This window comes from Massilia sp. PWRC2 (assembly GCF_049896725.1).
In the GTDB taxonomy this organism is placed as follows: domain Bacteria; phylum Pseudomonadota; class Gammaproteobacteria; order Burkholderiales; family Burkholderiaceae_D; genus JAFCUW01.
Window position 1 is genome coordinate 874673 of the sequence record NZ_JAFCUW010000001.1, and the last position, 16544, is coordinate 891216.

15 protein-coding genes are annotated in these 16544 nt (G+C 65.7%); 9 read left to right on the forward strand and 6 right to left on the reverse strand.

All coding sequences use genetic code 11. The features are described from left to right. Window positions 1–8: 8 nt before the first annotated feature. From ACP7BZ_RS03890 to ACP7BZ_RS03905, 4 genes are all read left to right on the forward strand, one after another. Entirely contained in the window at window positions 9–1436 is a 1428-nt protein-coding gene (locus ACP7BZ_RS03890; RefSeq protein WP_426110328.1) for an efflux transporter outer membrane subunit, read from the forward strand. Between the two features lie 48 nt (window positions 1437–1484). Beyond that, on the forward strand, window positions 1485–2627 hold the full coding sequence (locus ACP7BZ_RS03895; RefSeq protein ID WP_426110329.1) for an efflux RND transporter periplasmic adaptor subunit: 1143 nt from the start codon (window positions 1485–1487) through the stop codon (window positions 2625–2627). 10 nt (window positions 2628–2637) lie between these two features. Further along, the gene (locus ACP7BZ_RS03900) at window positions 2638–5754 is read left to right on the forward strand and encodes an efflux RND transporter permease subunit (protein WP_426110330.1); all 3117 of its coding nucleotides are present in this window, start codon (window positions 2638–2640) and stop codon (window positions 5752–5754) included. A gap of 182 nt (window positions 5755–5936) precedes the next feature. Further along, window positions 5937–6626, forward strand: a complete 690-nt coding sequence (locus ACP7BZ_RS03905) for a ribonuclease T2 family protein (protein WP_426110331.1) — start codon at window positions 5937–5939, stop codon at window positions 6624–6626. A 220-nt stretch (window positions 6627–6846) separates the two neighbouring features. On the opposite strand, the gene ACP7BZ_RS03910 is transcribed toward ACP7BZ_RS03905, so the two are convergent. Continuing rightward, the gene (locus ACP7BZ_RS03910; protein WP_426110332.1) at window positions 6847–8442 is read right to left on the reverse strand and encodes a methyl-accepting chemotaxis protein; all 1596 of its coding nucleotides are present in this window, start codon (window positions 8440–8442) and stop codon (window positions 6847–6849) included. A gap of 296 nt (window positions 8443–8738) precedes the next feature. Then, the gene (locus tag ACP7BZ_RS03915; RefSeq protein WP_426110333.1) at window positions 8739–9239 is read right to left on the reverse strand and encodes a hypothetical protein; all 501 of its coding nucleotides are present in this window, start codon (window positions 9237–9239) and stop codon (window positions 8739–8741) included. A 369-nt stretch (window positions 9240–9608) separates the two neighbouring features. Between ACP7BZ_RS03915 and ACP7BZ_RS03920 the strand changes: the two genes are divergently transcribed. Then, window positions 9609–10037: a hypothetical protein gene (locus tag ACP7BZ_RS03920; RefSeq protein ID WP_426110334.1), complete on the forward strand. Its 429-nt coding sequence runs from the start codon at window positions 9609–9611 to the stop codon at window positions 10035–10037. 155 nt (window positions 10038–10192) lie between these two features. On the opposite strand, the gene ACP7BZ_RS03925 is transcribed toward ACP7BZ_RS03920, so the two are convergent. Together ACP7BZ_RS03925 and ACP7BZ_RS03930 are read right to left on the reverse strand one after the other, a co-directional pair. Next, on the reverse strand, window positions 10193–11653 hold the full coding sequence (locus ACP7BZ_RS03925; RefSeq protein WP_426110335.1) for an efflux transporter outer membrane subunit: 1461 nt from the start codon (window positions 11651–11653) through the stop codon (window positions 10193–10195). 29 nt (window positions 11654–11682) lie between these two features. Then, a complete protein-coding gene (locus ACP7BZ_RS03930) occupies window positions 11683–13014 on the reverse strand; it encodes an efflux RND transporter periplasmic adaptor subunit (RefSeq protein ID WP_426110336.1) in 1332 nt (443 codons plus the stop codon). Here ACP7BZ_RS03930 and ACP7BZ_RS03935 point away from each other — a divergent pair. Further along, complete coding sequence (locus tag ACP7BZ_RS03935) at window positions 13013–13222, forward strand: hypothetical protein (protein WP_426110337.1); 210 nt, start codon at window positions 13013–13015, stop codon at window positions 13220–13222. The two genes, ACP7BZ_RS03930 and ACP7BZ_RS03935, sit on opposite strands and share 2 nt — an antisense overlap. Window positions 13223–13351: 129 nt before the next feature. Continuing rightward, window positions 13352–13735, forward strand: coding sequence for a hypothetical protein (locus tag ACP7BZ_RS03940; protein ID WP_426110338.1), 384 nt, complete (start codon window positions 13352–13354; stop codon window positions 13733–13735). A gap of 26 nt (window positions 13736–13761) precedes the next feature. Here ACP7BZ_RS03940 and ACP7BZ_RS03945 read toward each other — a convergent pair whose 3' ends face one another. After that, on the reverse strand, window positions 13762–14403 hold the full coding sequence (locus tag ACP7BZ_RS03945; protein WP_426110339.1) for an NrsF family protein: 642 nt from the start codon (window positions 14401–14403) through the stop codon (window positions 13762–13764). After that, entirely contained in the window at window positions 14400–14996 is a 597-nt protein-coding gene (locus ACP7BZ_RS03950; RefSeq protein ID WP_426110340.1) for a sigma-70 family RNA polymerase sigma factor, read from the reverse strand. Before ACP7BZ_RS03950 ends, ACP7BZ_RS03945 begins: the two co-directional genes overlap by 4 nt. Before the next feature lie 118 nt (window positions 14997–15114). On the opposite strand from ACP7BZ_RS03950, the gene ACP7BZ_RS03955 reads away from it, so the two are divergent. After that, window positions 15115–15924 (forward strand): DUF1223 domain-containing protein, encoded by an 810-nt coding sequence (locus ACP7BZ_RS03955; RefSeq protein ID WP_426110341.1) that lies wholly within the window; start codon window positions 15115–15117, stop codon window positions 15922–15924. Next, a complete protein-coding gene (locus ACP7BZ_RS03960; RefSeq protein WP_426110342.1) occupies window positions 15924–16529 on the forward strand; it encodes a cytochrome b/b6 domain-containing protein in 606 nt (201 codons plus the stop codon). Before ACP7BZ_RS03955 ends, ACP7BZ_RS03960 begins: the two co-directional genes overlap by 1 nt. Window positions 16530–16544: the final 15 nt, after the last annotated feature.

The window sequence follows — 16544 nt, forward strand, 5'->3', positions numbered from 1 at the left end:
AATCAAGCATGAAGCATTTGCGTTCCCTGCTGCGCGTCGCCGCGCTCGCCGTGCCCCTGCTGCTTGGCGCATGCGCGCTGACGGCGCCGCCGACCCGGGTTCAAGCCCAGGCGCCGCCCGCCTGGCAGGCGCCTGCGCCGCACAATGCCAGCCTGACCGACCTGGCCAACTGGTGGCGCCAAGGGGGCGACCCGCTGCTGGCCGAATTGATCATCGCCGCGCAAAATGCCAGCCCGACGCTGTCGGCGGCGCGCGCGCGCATCGCCCAGGCGCGCGCGCAAAGCGTCAGCGCCAGCGCCGCCCTGCTGCCCGGCGTCGATGCTGCCGCCAACATCTCGCGCGCCAGCGAGCAAAGCACCCTGCCGCTGGGGACCATGGCGCAGGCCGGCTTTCAGACGGCGTGGGAAATCGACCTGTTCGGCGCCCGCCGCGCCGACCGCAACGCCGCCACTGAGCGGCTGGCCGGCGCCACCGCCGGCTGGCATGAAGCGCGCGTGTCGGTGGCCGCCGAAACGGCCAACCAGTACTACGCCGTGCGCAGCTGCGATGCCCTGCTGGCGGTGGCCACGCAAGATGCTGCCTCGCGCACCGACACGGCGCGCCTGACCGAATTGACCACCAGGGCCGGCTTTCAGTCGCCGGCCAACGCCGCACTGGCGCGCGCCAGCGCCGCCGAGGGCAACAACCGCCTCGACCAGCAGCAGGCGCAGTGCGATGTCGCCATCAAGGCGCTGGTGGCGCTGACCGCACTCGACGAAGCGACGCTGCGCATGCGACTGCGCAGCAGCACTGCGGTGGCAGCCCAGCCGATTGCGATCAGCGCCCTGCCAGCGCAGGTACTGGCGCAGCGTCCCGATGTGTTTAATGCCGAGCGGCTGGTGGCCGCTGCCAGCGACGACGTCGGCAGCGCCCAGGCCGAGCGCTATCCGCGCCTGACCCTGCAGGGCAACGTCGGCGTCGGTAACTTCCGCAGCGGCGGCGAAAACACCCGCTTTGACGCCTGGACCATCGGCCCGCTGGCGCTGGCGCTGCCAGTGTTCGACGCTGGCCGTCGCCGCGCCAACGTCGACGCCGCCCGCGCCCGTTACGACGATGCCGTGGTCAGCTACCGGGCCGTTGCCCGCCAGGCGGTGCGCGAAGTGGAAGAGGCGCTGGTCAATCTGCAAAGCGCCGATCGCCGCAGCGTTGACGCGCAAACCGCGCTCGATGGCTACCGTTATGCGTTCCGCGCCACCGAAGCGCTGTACAAGAACGGCCTGGCCAGCCTGCTGCAACTGGAAGACGCCCGCCGCACACGGCTGAACGCGGAAAATGCCGTGGTCAGCCTCGAACGCGAGCGCAACGCCGCCTGGACCGCCCTGTACCGCGCCGCTGGCGGCGGTTTTACGGCGGCCCAGGCACAGGTTCAGGTTCCAGTTCAGGGTCAGTCGCAGTAAGAACAGCGCCCATCGCCCACCGCCCCCGATTCTCTAAAAAAACCCGCCATGACCATCAAACATCTGCTTACCAATCCTGCCGCCGCCATCGTCTTTGGCGTGCTCGCCGCCGGTGGCGCGGTCGCCCTGATCGCCGCTCCCGCCTCGAACGCCGCCACCGACAAGAAGGCGGCGCCGGCGCGACCGGCGCTGACCGTCACCAGTGCGCGGCCGGCGCCGGCCAGCCTGCCCATCGAGCTGGCCGCCAACGGCAACGTCGCCGCCTGGCAGGAAGCGGTGATCGGCAGCGAAACGGGCGGCTACCGCCTCAATGAAGTACGCGTCAACGTCGGCGACGTTGTCAAAAAGGGCCAGGTGCTGGCGGTGTTTTCAGGCGATAGCGTCAACGCCGATCTGGCCCAGGCCAGGGCGGCGCTGCTGGAAACGCGTGCCAACGCCGCCGAAGCGAGCGCCAACGCGGCGCGCGCGCGCACGCTGGAAAGCTCGGGCGCGCTGTCGGCCCAGCAGATCAGCCAGTACCTGACGGCCGAGCAGACCGCCAACGCCCGCATCGCCGCCTCCAGCGCGACGCTGGCGGCGCAGCAGCTGCGCCTCAAATACACCCAGGTGGTGGCGCCCGACAGCGGCATCATTTCGGCGCGCAACGCCACCGTCGGCTCGGTGGTGGGGGTGGGCACCGAACTGTTTCGCATGATCCGCCAGGGCCGCCTTGAATGGCGCGCCGAAGTGGTGGCAGCCGACCTGGCGCGCCTGCGTCCGGGCACGCGCGCCGTCGTCACTGCCGCCAGCGGTGAAAAACTGAGCGGCACGGTGCGCATGATCGCTCCCACCATCGACCCGCAAACGCGCTCGGCGCTGGTGTACGTCGACCTGCCGACCTCGAACGCCGCCAATGCGCCCTTCAAGGCGGGCATGTTCGCCAGCGGCCAGTTCACGCTGGGCACATCGACTGCGCTGACCGTGCCGCAGCAGGCGGTGGTGGTGCGCGACGGTTTTAGTTATGTGTTCCGTTTAAATAACGACGGGCGCGTCAGCCAGCTCAAGGTGAGCACCGGACGGCGCCTGGCCGAGCGCATCGAAGTAACTGCCGGGGTCACTGGCAGCGACTTGCTGGTCATCGACGGCGCCGGCTTTCTGAACGATGGCGACCTGGTTCGCAACGTCGCCGCGCCTGCCGCCGCCAAAAAATAAGGGAAGCGTCATGAATTTTTCCGCTCTATCGATTAAAAACCCGGTGCCGGCGATCATGCTGTTTGTCCTGCTGACGCTGGCCGGGCTGCTGGCCTTCAAGGCCAACAAGGTGCAGGATTTTCCGGACATCGAGCTGCCCATCGTCGTCGTCAACGCCACCCTCGACGGCGCCGCGCCGGCCCAGCTGGAAACTGAAGTGGCGCGCAAGATCGAAGACTCGGTCGCCAGCCTGCAGGGCGTCAAAAACATCTACACCAAGGTGCTCGACGGCGTTGCCACCGTCACCGTCGAATTCATTCTCGAAAAAGACATTGCCGAAGGCGTCAACGATGTGCGCGACGCCGTCGCCCGCGTCAAGGCCGACCTGCCCGCCGAAATGCGCGACCCGACCGTGACGAAGGCGGCCACCGCCGGCCGCGTGGTGCTGACCTATGTGGCTGCGCCGGTGGCAGCCAATCACGGTGTGCCGCTCGACAGCCAGGAAGTATCGTGGTTCGTCGACAACGATGTCTCCAAGCGGCTGCTGGCGGTGCCCGGCGTCGGCTCGGTCAAGCGGGTCGGCGGCGTGCTGCGCGAAGTGCGCATCGAACTCGATGATGCCAAGATGGCGGCGCTGCGGGTGGCTGCCGTCGACGTCTCGCGCCAGCTGCGCAACGTCCAGCGCGAAGCGCCCGGCGGGCGCGGCGACGTCAGCGGCGCCGAACAATCGGTGCGCACCATCGCCACCGTGCAGACGGCGGCGCAGCTGGCCACGCTCGACATCCCGCTGACCGATGGCCGCCGCGTGCGGCTCGACCAGATCGCCCGCGTCACCGACACGGTGGCCGAACCCCGTTCGATCGCCGAACACAATGGCAAACCGGTGGTGGGGTTTGAAGTGTTCCGCACCAAGGGCGCCAGCGAAATCGACGTCGCCGACGGCGTGCGCGCCGCCATCAAGGCCCTGCAGGGAGAACATGCGAATATCGCCCTGACCGAAGTGATCGACAATGCCGCCCCGGTGCTGGAAAATTTTGAGGGTTCGATGGAGCTGCTCTATGAGGGCGCCATCCTGGCCGTGCTGGTGGTGTTCTGGTTCCTGCGCGACTGGCGCGCCACCGTGGTGGCGGCGGCCGCCCTGCCGCTGTCGGTGATGCCGGCCTTCCTCGGCCAGTACCTGTTCGGCTACACCCTCAACACCGTCACCCTGCTGTCGCTGGCGCTGGTGGTGGGGGTGCTGGTGGACGACGCCATCGTCGAAATCGAAAATATTTCGCGCCACCTGCGCATGGGTAAAACGCCGATGCAGGCGGCGCTCGAAGCGGCTGACGAAATCGGCATGGCCGTCATCGCCACCACCTTCGCACTGGTGGCGGTGTTCCTGCCGACCGCCTTCATGGGTGGCATTCCCGGCAAATTTTTCAAGCAGTTCGGCTGGACTGCGGTGCTGGCGATCCTGGCGTCGCTGCTGGTGGCGCGCCTGCTCACGCCAATGATGGCGGCGTACATCATGAAAGCGACGCCGCACCGTGAACAGCCCGACGGCGCGCTGATGCGGCGCTACATGGCCGCCATGCAGTGGTGCCTGAACCACCGCTGGATCACGGCCGGCGCCTCGCTGGCGTTCTTTGTCAGCTCGATCATGCTGGCCGGCCTGCTGCCGACCGGTTTTGTGCCGCCATCGGACCGCGCGCAAACGCAGATCAACCTGGAGCTGCCGCCCGGCTCGACCCTGCAAGAGACCCGCGTGGTGGCTGAGCAGACGCGCGTGGCCGCCATGCAGGTGGCCGGCGTCACCGGTGTATTTAGTTCGATCGGCGGCGGCTCCAGTGGCGACGCCTTTGCCCCCGGTGCTTCGGCCGAAGCGCGCCGCGCCGTGCTCACGCTGACCACGGTCCACCGCAGCAAGCGCAGCACCTCGCTCAACGCCATCGAGAACGCCATCCGCGCGCGCCTCGACCAGATTGCCGGCGCCCGCTTCACGGTGGGACCGCCCGACACCGGCGTCAAGATGCAGCTGGTGCTGCGCTCGGAAGACGCGGTGGCGCTCAACGCCGCCGCCCGCCAGGTCGAGCGCGAACTGCGCACCTTGCGCGGCATTGGCAACGTCAGCTCGAGCGCTTCGCTGGTGCGGCCGGAAATCATCGTGCGGCCCGATTTTGCCAAGGCCGCCGATCTGGGCGTGACGGCGCAGGCGATCGGCGAGACGGTGCGGGTGGCCACCGCCGGCGACTACGATGTCGCCCTCACCAAGCTCAATCTGTCCGAGCGCCAGGTGCCGATCCGCGTCAAGCTGCCCGACGCCGTGCGCGCCGACCTGGCGGCGATCGGCCGCTTGACGGTGCCGGGCAAGAATGGCCCGGTGATGCTGGCCAATGTGGCCACCATCACCATGGAAAGCGGTCCGGCGCAGATCGACCGCCTCAACCGCAGCCGCAACGTCACCCTCGACGTCGAACTGTCCGGCCGCTCGCTCGGTGAAGTCAATAGCGAAGCGCGCGCATTGCCAGCCATGCAGAACTTGCCGGCGTCCGTCAAAATCGCTGAACTGGGCGATGCGCAGGAAATGCAGGCGCTGTTTGCCAGCTTTGGCATCGCCATGGCGATCGGCGTGCTGTGCATCTACGGCGTGCTGGTATTGCTGTTCAAGGATTTCATGCAACCGATGACGATCCTGGTGGCGCTGCCGCTGTCGATGGGTGGCGCGTTCGTCGCCCTCCTGGTGACGGGACGGGCGCTGTCGATGCCGTCGATGATCGGCTTGATCATGCTGATGGGGATCGTCACCAAGAACTCCATCCTGCTGGTCGACTACGCCATCCTGGCGCGCGAAGCCGGCATGAACCGCTTCGATGCGCTGGTCGATGCCTGCCACAAGCGGAGCCGGCCGATCGTCATGACCACCATCGCCATGGGCGCTGGCATGATGCCGCTGGCGCTGGGCCTGGGCGCCGACCCCAGCTTCCGCTCGCCGATGGCGATTGCGGTGATCGGTGGCCTGATCACTTCCACGTTGCTCAGCCTGCTTGTGGTGCCGGCGGCGTTCACGCTGGTCGATGACCTCGAGCGTTTGCTCAAACGGCTGGTGCGGCGCGTGCGCGGCAAGCCGGTGGTGGCGGTGGCGCCTGCGCCGGTGCTGATGAAGTAGGGGGCCATCGGCGTTCGCTTGATGCGTGCATGGGCCAGGCGAGTTGGCGCCAGTTCCCCCTTCGGCTGATAGCGCAGGGGGGCTAACAGCGCAGCTGCCTGTCCCAATTTTCCCAAACCTGAACGGCATTTCCCCTGCCCGCTAACGCTACAATGCAGCCATCATAAACACCGGAGACGGCGATGGCATGGATTGACAAGCACACCAGCAAGCTGGCACTGACCCTGCTGCTAACGGCACTGGCCTGCGGCGCGCCTGCCTACGGCGCCAAACATGGCGGCGAGCGCAGTGAAGGCGAGCCGGGGCGCTTCGATTACTATGCGGTGGCGCTGTCATGGTCACCCGCTTTTTGCGCCACCCATGACGATCCGCGCCAGTGCGCGCCGGGACGCCAGGCCGGCTTCGTGCTGCATGGTTTGTGGCCGCAATACCAGCGCGGCTATCCGCAAAGCTGTTCGAACGAACCCCTCAGCGACGCCGATGCCGCCCGCTACAGCGCGCTGTACCCATCGCCCACATTGATCGAGCACGAGTGGCGCAAGCATGGCACTTGCTCGGGCCTGCCGCCGCCGGCGTATTTCGCGCTGTCGGCCAGGCTGGTCGAACAGCTGCGCATTCCAGCGGCGTACATGCGACCGGCGCAAGCGCTGCGCAGCAGTTACGGCGACTTCATCGGCGCCTTCCGCGCGGCCAATCCGCGCCTGCCCGACAATGCGGTGCTGCCGTTTTGCGCCGCCGGCGGGCGCTTTTTGAGCGAAATCCACGCCTGCTACGACAAGGCCGGCACGCCGCTGACCTGCGGCGCAGCAGAAGTCCGCCGCTCGCAAAACACCTGTCGCCAGGACAGCTTTTTGATCCAGAGCGTGCGCTAGGGAGGCACTGATGTATTCTGGCGGATGGAATCGGTCCCGAAAAAGGTGCTCGGCAAGGCGCAATACCGCAGACATGCCGGGGCATGGTGAGGATTTGCAACGCAGCTGGGCGCTTTTTTCGTGTGCCGAGGCGGCCGTCATGAATTAATCCGACTGCAACCTCCGTTGACTTTTTATGCTGCTAAAGCTTGCAATCCAAGGGACGTCCATATAAGTGTCCCTAGTGCTTCAGCCGCAGCCGCGCCGCAGGGTCGCGGTGCGGCGCCACTGCAGGCGAACTGAGCTTGAAGGCGCTGACCACCAGCGCCAGGCTGGCCGCCTGGTCCTGCATCGATTCGGCGGCTGCTGTGGCCTGCTCGACCAGCGCGGCGTTCTGCTGGGTCACCTGGTCCATCTGGGTGATGGCTTGATTGATCTGGTTGATGCCGGCGGTCTGTTCCTGGCTGGCCGCGGTGATGGCGGCCATGATGTCGGTCACATGGCGCACGCTGTTGACGATCTCATGCATGGTCTTGCCCGCCTCGTTGACCAGCATGCTGCCAGCATCGGCGCGCTCAACCGAGTCACCGATCAGTGATTTGATTTCTTTGGCCGCCGCCGCCGAGCGCTGCGCCAGGTTGCGAACCTCGCTGGCGACAACGGCAAAGCCACGGCCCTGCTCGCCTGCCCTGGCCGCTTCGACCGCCGCGTTGAGCGCCAGAATATTGGTTTGAAAAGCGATCCCATCGATGACGCTGATGATGTCGACGATCTTGCGCGAGGACGTATTGATCTCTGCCATCGTCTGCACCACCTGGCCGATCACTTCGCCCCCTTTCGAGGCCACCGACGCCGCTGTCACCGCCAGCACATTGGCCTGTCTCGCATTGTCGGCATTCTGCCGCACGGTCGAGGTCAGTTCTTCCATCGATGCGGCCGTCTCTTCGAGCGAACTGGCCTGCTGTTCAGTGCGGCTCGACAAATCCTGGTTACCGGCGGCGATCTGGCCTGACGCGGTGGCGATCAACTCGGTGCCGCTGCGTACCTGGCCGACGATATCGACCAGGCCGCCATTCATTTTTTGCAAGGCGATCAGCAACTGGCCGATCTCGTCGTGCGAGGCGATGTCGATGCGCGTGGTGAGGTCGCCAGCGGCCACGCTGTTGGCCACCTGCAAAGCCTGACTAAGCGAGCGGCCGATGCCGCCAATCAGCCAGGCGCCGACGGTGATGCCAAACACCACGCACAGCGCCACCAGCACGATCGCCAGCGTGCGCGCGCGCTGGTAGCGCACCACGGCGGCGTCGTATTCCAGCTTCGCCACATCGACCTGCAGCTTGACCAGCGCGCGCATATTTTCGCGCACCGGCTTGAAGGTGTTCACCAGTGGCCCCTGGACGATGGCCAGCGCCGCCGCCTGGTCGCCGCTGCGCAGCGCCGCCAGGATGGGCTTGAGGCCTTCCGCCACGAAGCGGCCGCGGCTGTCGGCAAAGCGCTTGGCCAGTACTTTTTCTTCCTCGGTCAAATAGGTGGCCATGTAACTGTCCCACAGCGCCGAAATTTCAGCGATGCGCTTGCTGACCTGTTCGATGGCCACTGGCATGCCCGCCGCCGGCCCGCTGGCGGCAATCGCCAGGGCGCTCTGGTTTTCCTGGATTTTGGTAAGCACCTCACCGAGTTCGGCCATGGCGACCAGGCGGTCGTCGTAGACCGTCTTGAGGGCAGCGTTGGTCACGGCAAGGCTGTACAGGCCGAACCCGCCCACCAGCACGGACGCGGCCGCCAGCACGCCGATGGCAAAAATTAAACGCGTTTTGATGGTCAGATGATTGAGCATGGGGACAATGGCAAAAAGCGCGGTCAGACCGGCGGTTGGACATGCCGGCGTGAGCCGGCCGCGAGAAACGGCAGTCCTGGTGGCAAAGGCACTCTGCGCAGCAATGCATTGCTGCGCAGGAATTCCTGCACCGCCTGGCAACCGCCACGAAGGCTGATGAATTGTGACAGGGCAACTTTATAATGACACAAATGCCGAGGCAGTTGCGGTTCAAACATAAAAAATGACCCCGATCGGGGTCATTGTTGTCAACACACACGCTACCCTGGCGGATCGAGGGCGGCGGCAATGCCAGCTTAGCGGCGGCTGCCCAGCAACTTCGACAGCAGGTAGCCGGCACCGAGTGCCACCAGCACCGAGGTGGCTGGACTGGTACGCACATAGCCGCGACCGCTGTCAGCGAAGGCACGGGCGGCCTGGGTCAGCTGGCGGCCCTTGGCGTCGAGGCCATCGGTGGCGCCGGCGATCGCGCCAGACAATTTGTCGACGCCGGCGTGGGCGCTGCTGGCCATGCGCTCGACGATGGGCTTGGCAGCATCGACCGCCTGATCAATTTTATTGTGTATGTCGGTAGCGCCCGTTTGCACGGCACCGGACGCATCACGCGCCAGTTCCTTTGCCTTGTCGGCGGCATAGCCGGCGGCGCTGCTGATGTCACGGCCGAGGTCCTTGCCGGTATCGCGCGCCTTGTCAATGGCGCTGTCGGCGGCGTTGCTCAAATCCTTTCCCATGCTGCTGCCTGCGCCTTCACGACCGGCATTGCCCTGATTACCGTTGTTCGATTTTTGCTGATCCATGATGACATCCTTATCAAATAATGTGGTGAAAGGCCGCCCATGCAGCCCCGCTACTGTTGCTCGATTGCGTATTAAAAGACGATCTAAACTTTTAACTGCATCGCATCGATGTGCATGTGTTTAAAATAAAGGATCGACAAGCTTGTCACTGTGCGTTGACTAACAGAGCGGAACTTGTCGCCAATATCGGCGTTCTCGCAGGATTCCCGCTGCCATAGTGATAATTATTTTTATGTGGATATCTTTATTTCCATGTGGACATAATTTAAGTGAGTGGCTACACTGCCACTGCGGCGTGCACGGCACGCGGTTTTATTTTGAGATTGGTTGAACTCTTGGCCGACGTCACCGTCAGACTTGAGCAAATCGATGATTTCAACGTTCAGCAAGCGTCCGGCACACATGAGCTACCAGTATTCCCGACTGCACTCCGACATCCACCGTGATGTGGCGCACTGGCGCGGCGCCAAGGGAGGCGTGCGTGTACTGAGTTTGCCAAGCTGCGCCGCCTGGCTGCAACGGCACGCCAACGATGCATCCTACGATTTCTGGTCTGACATGGCCATCGTCGCCCCCTTGCCCGCGCGCACAGGCACGGCGGCACCGGCCGAGGCGACGCAGGCGTCCGAAGTGTTCATTTTGCACAAAGAAGCCGATGGCTCCTGGCTCAGTCATCCATGGCACGCCGAACCGGCTGCCAATGGCACCCCGCCCGAAGCTGCCCAACTTGCAGAACCGTCAGACGGCGCGACTGAATCCATCCGGTTTATTATTGAAATCAGCGGGCGGCGCGGTTAGGGCTTGCAGGTCAGATTTTCGCTGAGGGCTTGCAGTTAGAACGCTCACTGAGCTCGCGCGCTTGGCACCCTCGCTGCGCACTTGCACTGCAAGCCCGCACTTCAAACGCGCCATCAGCACTGGCAGCTGGCGCTGACCATTTGTACGGCCAGCGATCAACCTTTGCTGCCGCGCCCGTCGCTGCCTTGCTGCGCCTGCTCGCGGCGCTCGCCCGGGTCCTTGTCGGCCGGGGTTTCCTTGCCGCCTTCATCACGCCAGCCACCGCCGAGTGCCTTGAACAGCGACACGGTCGCCTGCAAGCGTTTTAATTTGAGCATGCCCAGTTCGTTCTGCACGTCGGACATGGCGCGCTGGGTGTCGAGCACGGTCATCAAGTCTTCGGCACCCACCTTGTAACGGATCTGCGCCAGGTCGTTGGCGATGCGCGCCTGTTCCATTTCAGTCGACTTCAGGCGGCGCTGCTCATCGATGGTGCGAATCTGGCCCAGCACATTGTCCACCTCCGACAGCGCCGACACCACCGTGGCGCGGTACACCTGCACCAGTTCCTGCTTGCGGGCGATGGCCAGATCGCGCTCGCTTTTCAGGCGGCCGCCATCGAAAATCGGCGCCACCAGCGAGGCGCCCACGCTGGCGAGCAGATTCGGGCCATTGAACAGGGCCAGCAAGGCATTGCTCTGGACGCCGGCGGCGCCGGTCAGGCGGATGCGGGGGAACAGGGCGGCGCGCGCGGCAACCACGTCGGCATTGGCGGACTCGAGCACCGCTTCGGCGCGCAAAATATCAGGCCGGCGCGACAGCAGCTCGGACGGCAGACCGGGCGTGACGTCCGGCAACACCACGCTGTCGAGGCCATGATTTTCGATGGTAAACGTCTGCGGCTGGCGGCCCAGCAGGATCGCCAGCGCCGACAGCGCCTCGCGCGCCTGCTGCTGCAAATCGGGAATGGCCGCCTTCAGACCGGCGACGGCCGAGCGCTGGCGCGCCAGGTCGAGCGTGGAGGCGGAGCCGGCTTCGCGCTGGGCCCCGATCAGCGCCAGCACTTTTTCCGCATTCTCAACGTGTTCGTCTGCAATATCGAGGCGGTCGTTGAGCGACAGCACCTGCAGGTAGACGGCGACGATGGCGCTGGTGGTGGTCAGGGCCACCGTCTGGCGATCATAGCGGTTGGCCTTGAGGGACGCATCGACCGCCTTGACGCTGGCCTCGTTCTTGCCCCAGAAATCGACCTCGTAGGCGGTCGAGATCCAGCTGTTGGCCGAGGTGCTGGCCGAGCCATTGCCGATCGGTACATCGCGGCTGGCGCCGCTGGAGAAATCGACGGTCGGCAGCAGCTGCACACCGGCAATCCGCGCTTGCGCCTCGGCCTGGCGCACGCGGGCACGGGCCGCGCTCAAATCGAGGTTGCCACCCTGTCCGGCCGCGACCAGGGTGGTCAGCTCGGCGTTGCCGAAGCGCTTCCACCAATCGGCATCGATGCGGTCGGCCAGACCGCGACGGGCGCTATTGCTCCAGCTGACCGGAACGTCCACCGATGGCGGCAGCTCGGGCAGCGTGACCTTGTTGGCGCAGCCGGCCAGCGCGGTCAACGATGCCAGCGCGATCAGTGATACCACCGAAAACCGCGCAGGGCGGCGCGACGCCTTCATAAGGCTGACGCCGCGCCAGCGCCGACCGCCGCCACCGCGGCTGGCCGGGCGACACCGGGCGCGGGCATGGGCATGGGCATGGGCGGCAGCTTGCCCACCAGGACTTGCTCACCGACGGCCAGGCCCGCCAGCACCTGTACCTGTTCGCGGTTGCGCAGCCCGGTGCGCACGCGGTGCCCACTGAACTGGCCGTTGGCATCGCGCACCTGGACGCTGTAGACGCCATCGGCATCGGGCACACCGAGCGCGCGCGCAGCGAGTACGACGGTGTCTTCGGCCTGGCCGACGGCAAAGCGCACCTGCGCGCTCATGCCGCTCATTAACTGCTGATCGGGGTTGGCGACGTCGAAGACGACGTTATAAAACGTCTCCTTGCCCTGCTCGCCGGTGCCGTCAGCGGGAATCGGCATCACCTGGCGCAACTTGCCCGACCAGCGCTGGCCCGGATAACCAGGCGTGCTAAAGCTCGCCGTCATGCCCTTGCGCAAGCGGGTGACGTCGATTTCGGCGACCCGCGCCTGCACCGTCATTTTGCTCTGATCGGCAATGCGCAGCAGCGCCAGCTGGTTGCTGCCTGGCCCGACTGGCTGGCCCGGATGGACATTGATGGCCACCACCGTGCCATCCATCGAGGCCAGCACCTGCGCGTGCTGGCGGCTGTCTTCGTCGATTTTCTGGTTGGCCTCGAGCTGGCGGATCTGCGCATTGATCGAATCGACGCGGGCGCTGGCCGACGTGACGCCCATGCGGCTGGACTCGAAGGCATCCTCGCGGGTGGCGTTCTGCGCTTTGAGCTGGGTCTGGCGTTTCAGTTGCAGTTCGGCGTAGTCGAGCTGGGCGCGCTGGTCGGCCAGTTCCGCCTGCAGCCTGGCCATCTGGGCGCGCTGGCTTTCCACCTTGGTCGGCTGCACGGTGGGCACGATGTCCACCAGCAGGGTGCCGGCCTTGACGTTATCGCCCACTGCCACCAGCACGTCCTTGACCTGGCCGGCGATCTGCGCACTGACATCGACAAATTTATAAAGTTGCAACTTGCCAGCAGCATCGACGCTCGCTTGCAGCGTGCCGCGCTGAACGGCCACCAGATCGGCCTTGACCGGCGCCGGGGCCGCCACCGCTGCCGCCACCGGCGTGGCGCGCGCGGGCAGCGCCGGCGTCGCTGGCTGCTGCATCACCTGCGCCAGTACCACGCCGGCGCTAAGCGCGATGACGATCGCCACGCCCAGCAGCGGGCCACGGCGGCGCCACGGATGCCGTGCGGCCTGGCGCGCGGCCGTCTCGCCAGCGGGCGCAGTGGAGGGAGTAACGGTGGGCAGAACTAAACTCATGGCAGCATTGAATGTCGTGCAGAAGTGCGGAAGCCTCAAAACCAAGCCGTATACTAGTCGATCCTTGGCCGATCCGGGCGCCGCTGTGACCACTAACCATTTTCTGCCGGCAATTGTCGGCAAGGCTGGCCCGGCGCGCCACGCCCGTGCTGCCACAGCGGCCGCGGTCACCTTAAAAACAACAGTTATCCTGGCCAGCGCCGATTGATTGGTATGGCGCCATAAAACGTTTCATATCCAGCCATGACTTGTGACGATTTGTGGCATGCTTCCCCATGAACACACCGGCCAGCGCGCGGCAACGCCTGTTTGCCGTCATTACAAAGGTACAGGCAAGATGGGCTTTCGATACGCCAGGGTAGGCGCTGGCAGCGGCGATGGGCGCAAGGGTTTGCTGCCGCTCGACGGCGGCTGGCTGATCGGCGCCAGTGCGCGCGGCATGCCCTATCGCCAGGCGTGGATTCGCAATGGCGCCACTGCCAGCGACCTGTGGCATGAACTGGCATCGCTGGCGCCGTCGCCGGCGCTGCGGCGCTGGATCACGCCGCCGCAAGACCAGCAGGCGTATATCCTGCAACAAGACCCGGACGGCCGCTGGCAACTCGATCAGTGGGGTGCCAGCGCCGGCACCGTGCGCGCGCAGGCCAGGGCGCCGGCGAAGAGCACGCTTCAGGCCGAACCGGGCTGCTTCATCATCGAACTGCGGCACAGCCGCTCGTAGTACAAAAAACGGCGCGGCCAGCCCCCCTACCAGGCCAGCACGCGCGGTCCGATCAAGGCACCCAGCGCGGTTGGAATGAGCATGCCGGCGACGTACCAGAAGCCGACAAACACGGCGCTCATTTCCGGACAATGGAGGCAATACAGCGCGGCGGCAGCGGCCCCCGCTGCCAGTCCGGCGGCAGCGCCGGCCAGCCGCAGGCGGGTCGGCGCCAGGCCGCGCATGAGGTGCAGCGCGGCGGCGAACATCGGCAGCGATATCAGCGCGATCAGCGTGGGACAGACGCGCCAGGTGCTGCCCCAGAACAAGCTGGCGCGCGACTCGGGCGCGGCGCCCAGCAGCGTTGCCGCTGCCACACACCAGAGCAGCAACAGCGGCGTGCCGATCCACAGCGGCAGCGTGTTGATGCGCGCGCCGGGCGCGGCCAGCCGCCGCGCCGCCAGCCAGCTGACAGCGGCCAGCGCCACCGAAAACAGCAGCTTGAGCCAAAATGCTTGCTGACGCTCCGCCTGCGCCAGGTCGGGGCGCAGGCCCAGCATGGCCAGCATGATGGCCATGCTCGCTGCCAAGCCCGCCAGCAGCGGCCACAGCGTGCGCCGCCACGGCGGCGCTGCAACGGCCACATCGGGCCCGCTGGCCAGCATGGCGATCAATTCATCCGTTTTCATGCAGTGCCTCTTAATGTGATCGCCAGGGTCTTCAGGCCGCGGTGCACCGACACCTTCAGCGCCGCCTCCGACATGTGCAGCGCAGCGGCGGCCTCGCGTACCGACAAGCCGTTGAGCTTGGTAAAAATAATGGCGTCGCGCTGCTTGGCGGGCAGTGCGTCGAGCAAGGTGGCAAGGTCGCGGCGCGCATCGCCGGCCTCGTGATCGGCGCTGGCACACAGCGCGCTATCGTCGTCGAGCGGTTCGTGCAAGCCTTCGCTGCGCGCATGGCGGCGCACCCAATCGATCAGCTTGTACCTGGCGATCGCGTGCATCCACGCCGTCAGCGGCACCGCGGTGTCATAGCTGAGGCGCTGATTGTGTATCGCCAACAACGATTCCTGCACCAAGTCCTCCACCTGATCGGGCCAGCGCACCAGCCGCCGCCGCAAATAGGCGCGCAAATGGGTCGCCGTCGCCTGCAAAAACAGCCGGTACGCCTGCGCATCGCCGTCGCGCCCTTGCAGGAACAGCGCATGCAGGCGCAGTTCGGTATGGCGCAGTGCCGTCACCCCTGCATTGACCTCAACATTGCCCTGGTTAGTACGTTGCATCGGCGCCTTTGGTAACAGCGGAGGAAAAAAATAAATTATAAAAAAAATTTGGACGGCGCTGTAACCAATCGAGCGACCGTGGCGAATTACCTTGCACCGTCAACCAAGGCGATCATCCATGCACACCGTAGCCACGCCCGCCCTCCTGCTCGTTCTTGCCGCCGCCTTTTGCTGCGCCCCGGCCGCGTCTGCGGGCGCGGTGTGCGAAGCGACCAGCGGCCGCGCCACCGCCGCGCTGGTTGAACTGTACATCAGCGAAGGCTGCTCGAGTTGCCCGCCGGCGGACTTGCAACTGCGCACCCTGCGCCGCCAGCTGGACGCCAATGCCGTGCTGGTGCCGCTGGCGCTGCACGTCAGTTACTGGGACCAGATCGGCTGGAAGGACGTGTTTGCGCAAGCGCGTTTCGATGCACGCCAGCACGCGCTGCTGACCATGGGCCGCAGGCAGGTCGCCTACACGCCACAGTTTTTCGTCAATGGCAAAGAAGTGCGCGAGTGGCGCGCCGCGCTCCCGGCCGAAATCCGGCGCACCAATGCGCGCCCGGCGCCATTGACGATACAACTGCAGACCAGCACGGCTGCCGCCACCCTGCTGCTCGACGCCACGGTCCGCGCCACGGTCAGCACCACTGCCGCGCCCGCCGCCGGCGCGCTGTATCTGGCCGTAAGCGAAAGTGGCCTGCTCTCGCCAGTGCGACGCGGCGAAAACAGCGGCGTCACGCTGCAGCATGACGATACCGTGCGCCTGTGGCTGGGGCCGTTCGCGCTCGAGCAGGGTCACCTTCGCGTGCACCAGCAAGTGCCGCTGCCGGCCGCATGGCGGCGCGATCGCCTGCAGGCGGTGGCCTTCGTGCAGGGCGCCGACGGGCGCATCGTGCAAGCGGTGAGCACGGCGCAATGTCTGGCGCCCTCGGCGGGGATGCTGTGATGGGCCGCGACTGCGGCAGCACCGCCACCATCCACCCGCGCTGGCTGCGCTTGACGCACTGGCTCAACGCATTGGCCGTCGTCCTGCTCATCGGTAGCGGCTGGCGTATCTACAATGCGACGCGCTTTCTGGGTATCGATATTCCAGCGACCATCACCCTTGGCGGCTGGCTGGGCGGCGCCTTGCAATGGCACTTCGCCGCCATGTGGCTGCTGATGGCCAACGGCGTGCTGTACCTGGCCATCAACCTGTTTTCAGGCCGCCTGCGCCGGCAGTTTTTTCCCATCACGCCACGCCAGCTGTTGGGCGAACTGGGGGCGGCGCTCAAGGGCCGCCTGGCGCACGCCGACCTGCGCCATTACAACAGCGTGCAGCGGCTGGCCTATCTGTTTGTCATGCTCGACAGCGTGGTGCTGGTGCTCAGCGGCCTGGTGTTGTGGAAGTCGGTGCAATTTCCCCTGTTGCGCGATCTGCTGGGTGGCTATGAAGTGGCCCGTTATATCCATTTTTTTGCGATGAGCGGCCTGTGCGCCTTCATCGTCATCCACCTCGTCATGGTGGCCCTGGTGCCGCGCACCCTGCTGGCCATGCTGCGCGGTCGCTAGTTGGTTGAAGGAAAA

What these genes read in the sequence shown, in the direction of transcription:
- ACP7BZ_RS03960 (WP_426110342.1), top strand. Translation starts at nt 15,924, where the DNA reads ATGGGCCGCGACTGCGGCAGCACCGCCACCATCCACCCGCGCTGGCTG.
- ACP7BZ_RS03895 (WP_426110329.1), top strand. Translation starts at nt 1,485, where the DNA reads ATGACCATCAAACATCTGCTTACCAATCCTGCCGCCGCCATCGTCTTT.
- ACP7BZ_RS03900 (WP_426110330.1), top strand. Translation starts at nt 2,638, where the DNA reads ATGAATTTTTCCGCTCTATCGATTAAAAACCCGGTGCCGGCGATCATG.
- ACP7BZ_RS03945 (WP_426110339.1), bottom strand. Translation starts at nt 14,403, where the DNA reads ATGAAAACGGATGAATTGATCGCCATGCTGGCCAGCGGGCCCGATGTG.
- ACP7BZ_RS03890 (WP_426110328.1), top strand. Translation starts at nt 9, where the DNA reads ATGAAGCATTTGCGTTCCCTGCTGCGCGTCGCCGCGCTCGCCGTGCCC.
- ACP7BZ_RS03920 (WP_426110334.1), top strand. Translation starts at nt 9,609, where the DNA reads ATGATTTCAACGTTCAGCAAGCGTCCGGCACACATGAGCTACCAGTAT.
- ACP7BZ_RS03940 (WP_426110338.1), top strand. Translation starts at nt 13,352, where the DNA reads ATGGGCTTTCGATACGCCAGGGTAGGCGCTGGCAGCGGCGATGGGCGC.
- ACP7BZ_RS03905 (WP_426110331.1), top strand. Translation starts at nt 5,937, where the DNA reads ATGGCATGGATTGACAAGCACACCAGCAAGCTGGCACTGACCCTGCTG.
- ACP7BZ_RS03935 (WP_426110337.1), top strand. Translation starts at nt 13,013, where the DNA reads ATGGCAGCATTGAATGTCGTGCAGAAGTGCGGAAGCCTCAAAACCAAG.
- ACP7BZ_RS03955 (WP_426110341.1), top strand. Translation starts at nt 15,115, where the DNA reads ATGCACACCGTAGCCACGCCCGCCCTCCTGCTCGTTCTTGCCGCCGCC.
- ACP7BZ_RS03950 (WP_426110340.1), bottom strand. Translation starts at nt 14,996, where the DNA reads ATGCAACGTACTAACCAGGGCAATGTTGAGGTCAATGCAGGGGTGACG.
- ACP7BZ_RS03930 (WP_426110336.1), bottom strand. Translation starts at nt 13,014, where the DNA reads ATGAGTTTAGTTCTGCCCACCGTTACTCCCTCCACTGCGCCCGCTGGC.
- ACP7BZ_RS03910 (WP_426110332.1), bottom strand. Translation starts at nt 8,442, where the DNA reads ATGCTCAATCATCTGACCATCAAAACGCGTTTAATTTTTGCCATCGGC.
- ACP7BZ_RS03915 (WP_426110333.1), bottom strand. Translation starts at nt 9,239, where the DNA reads ATGGATCAGCAAAAATCGAACAACGGTAATCAGGGCAATGCCGGTCGT.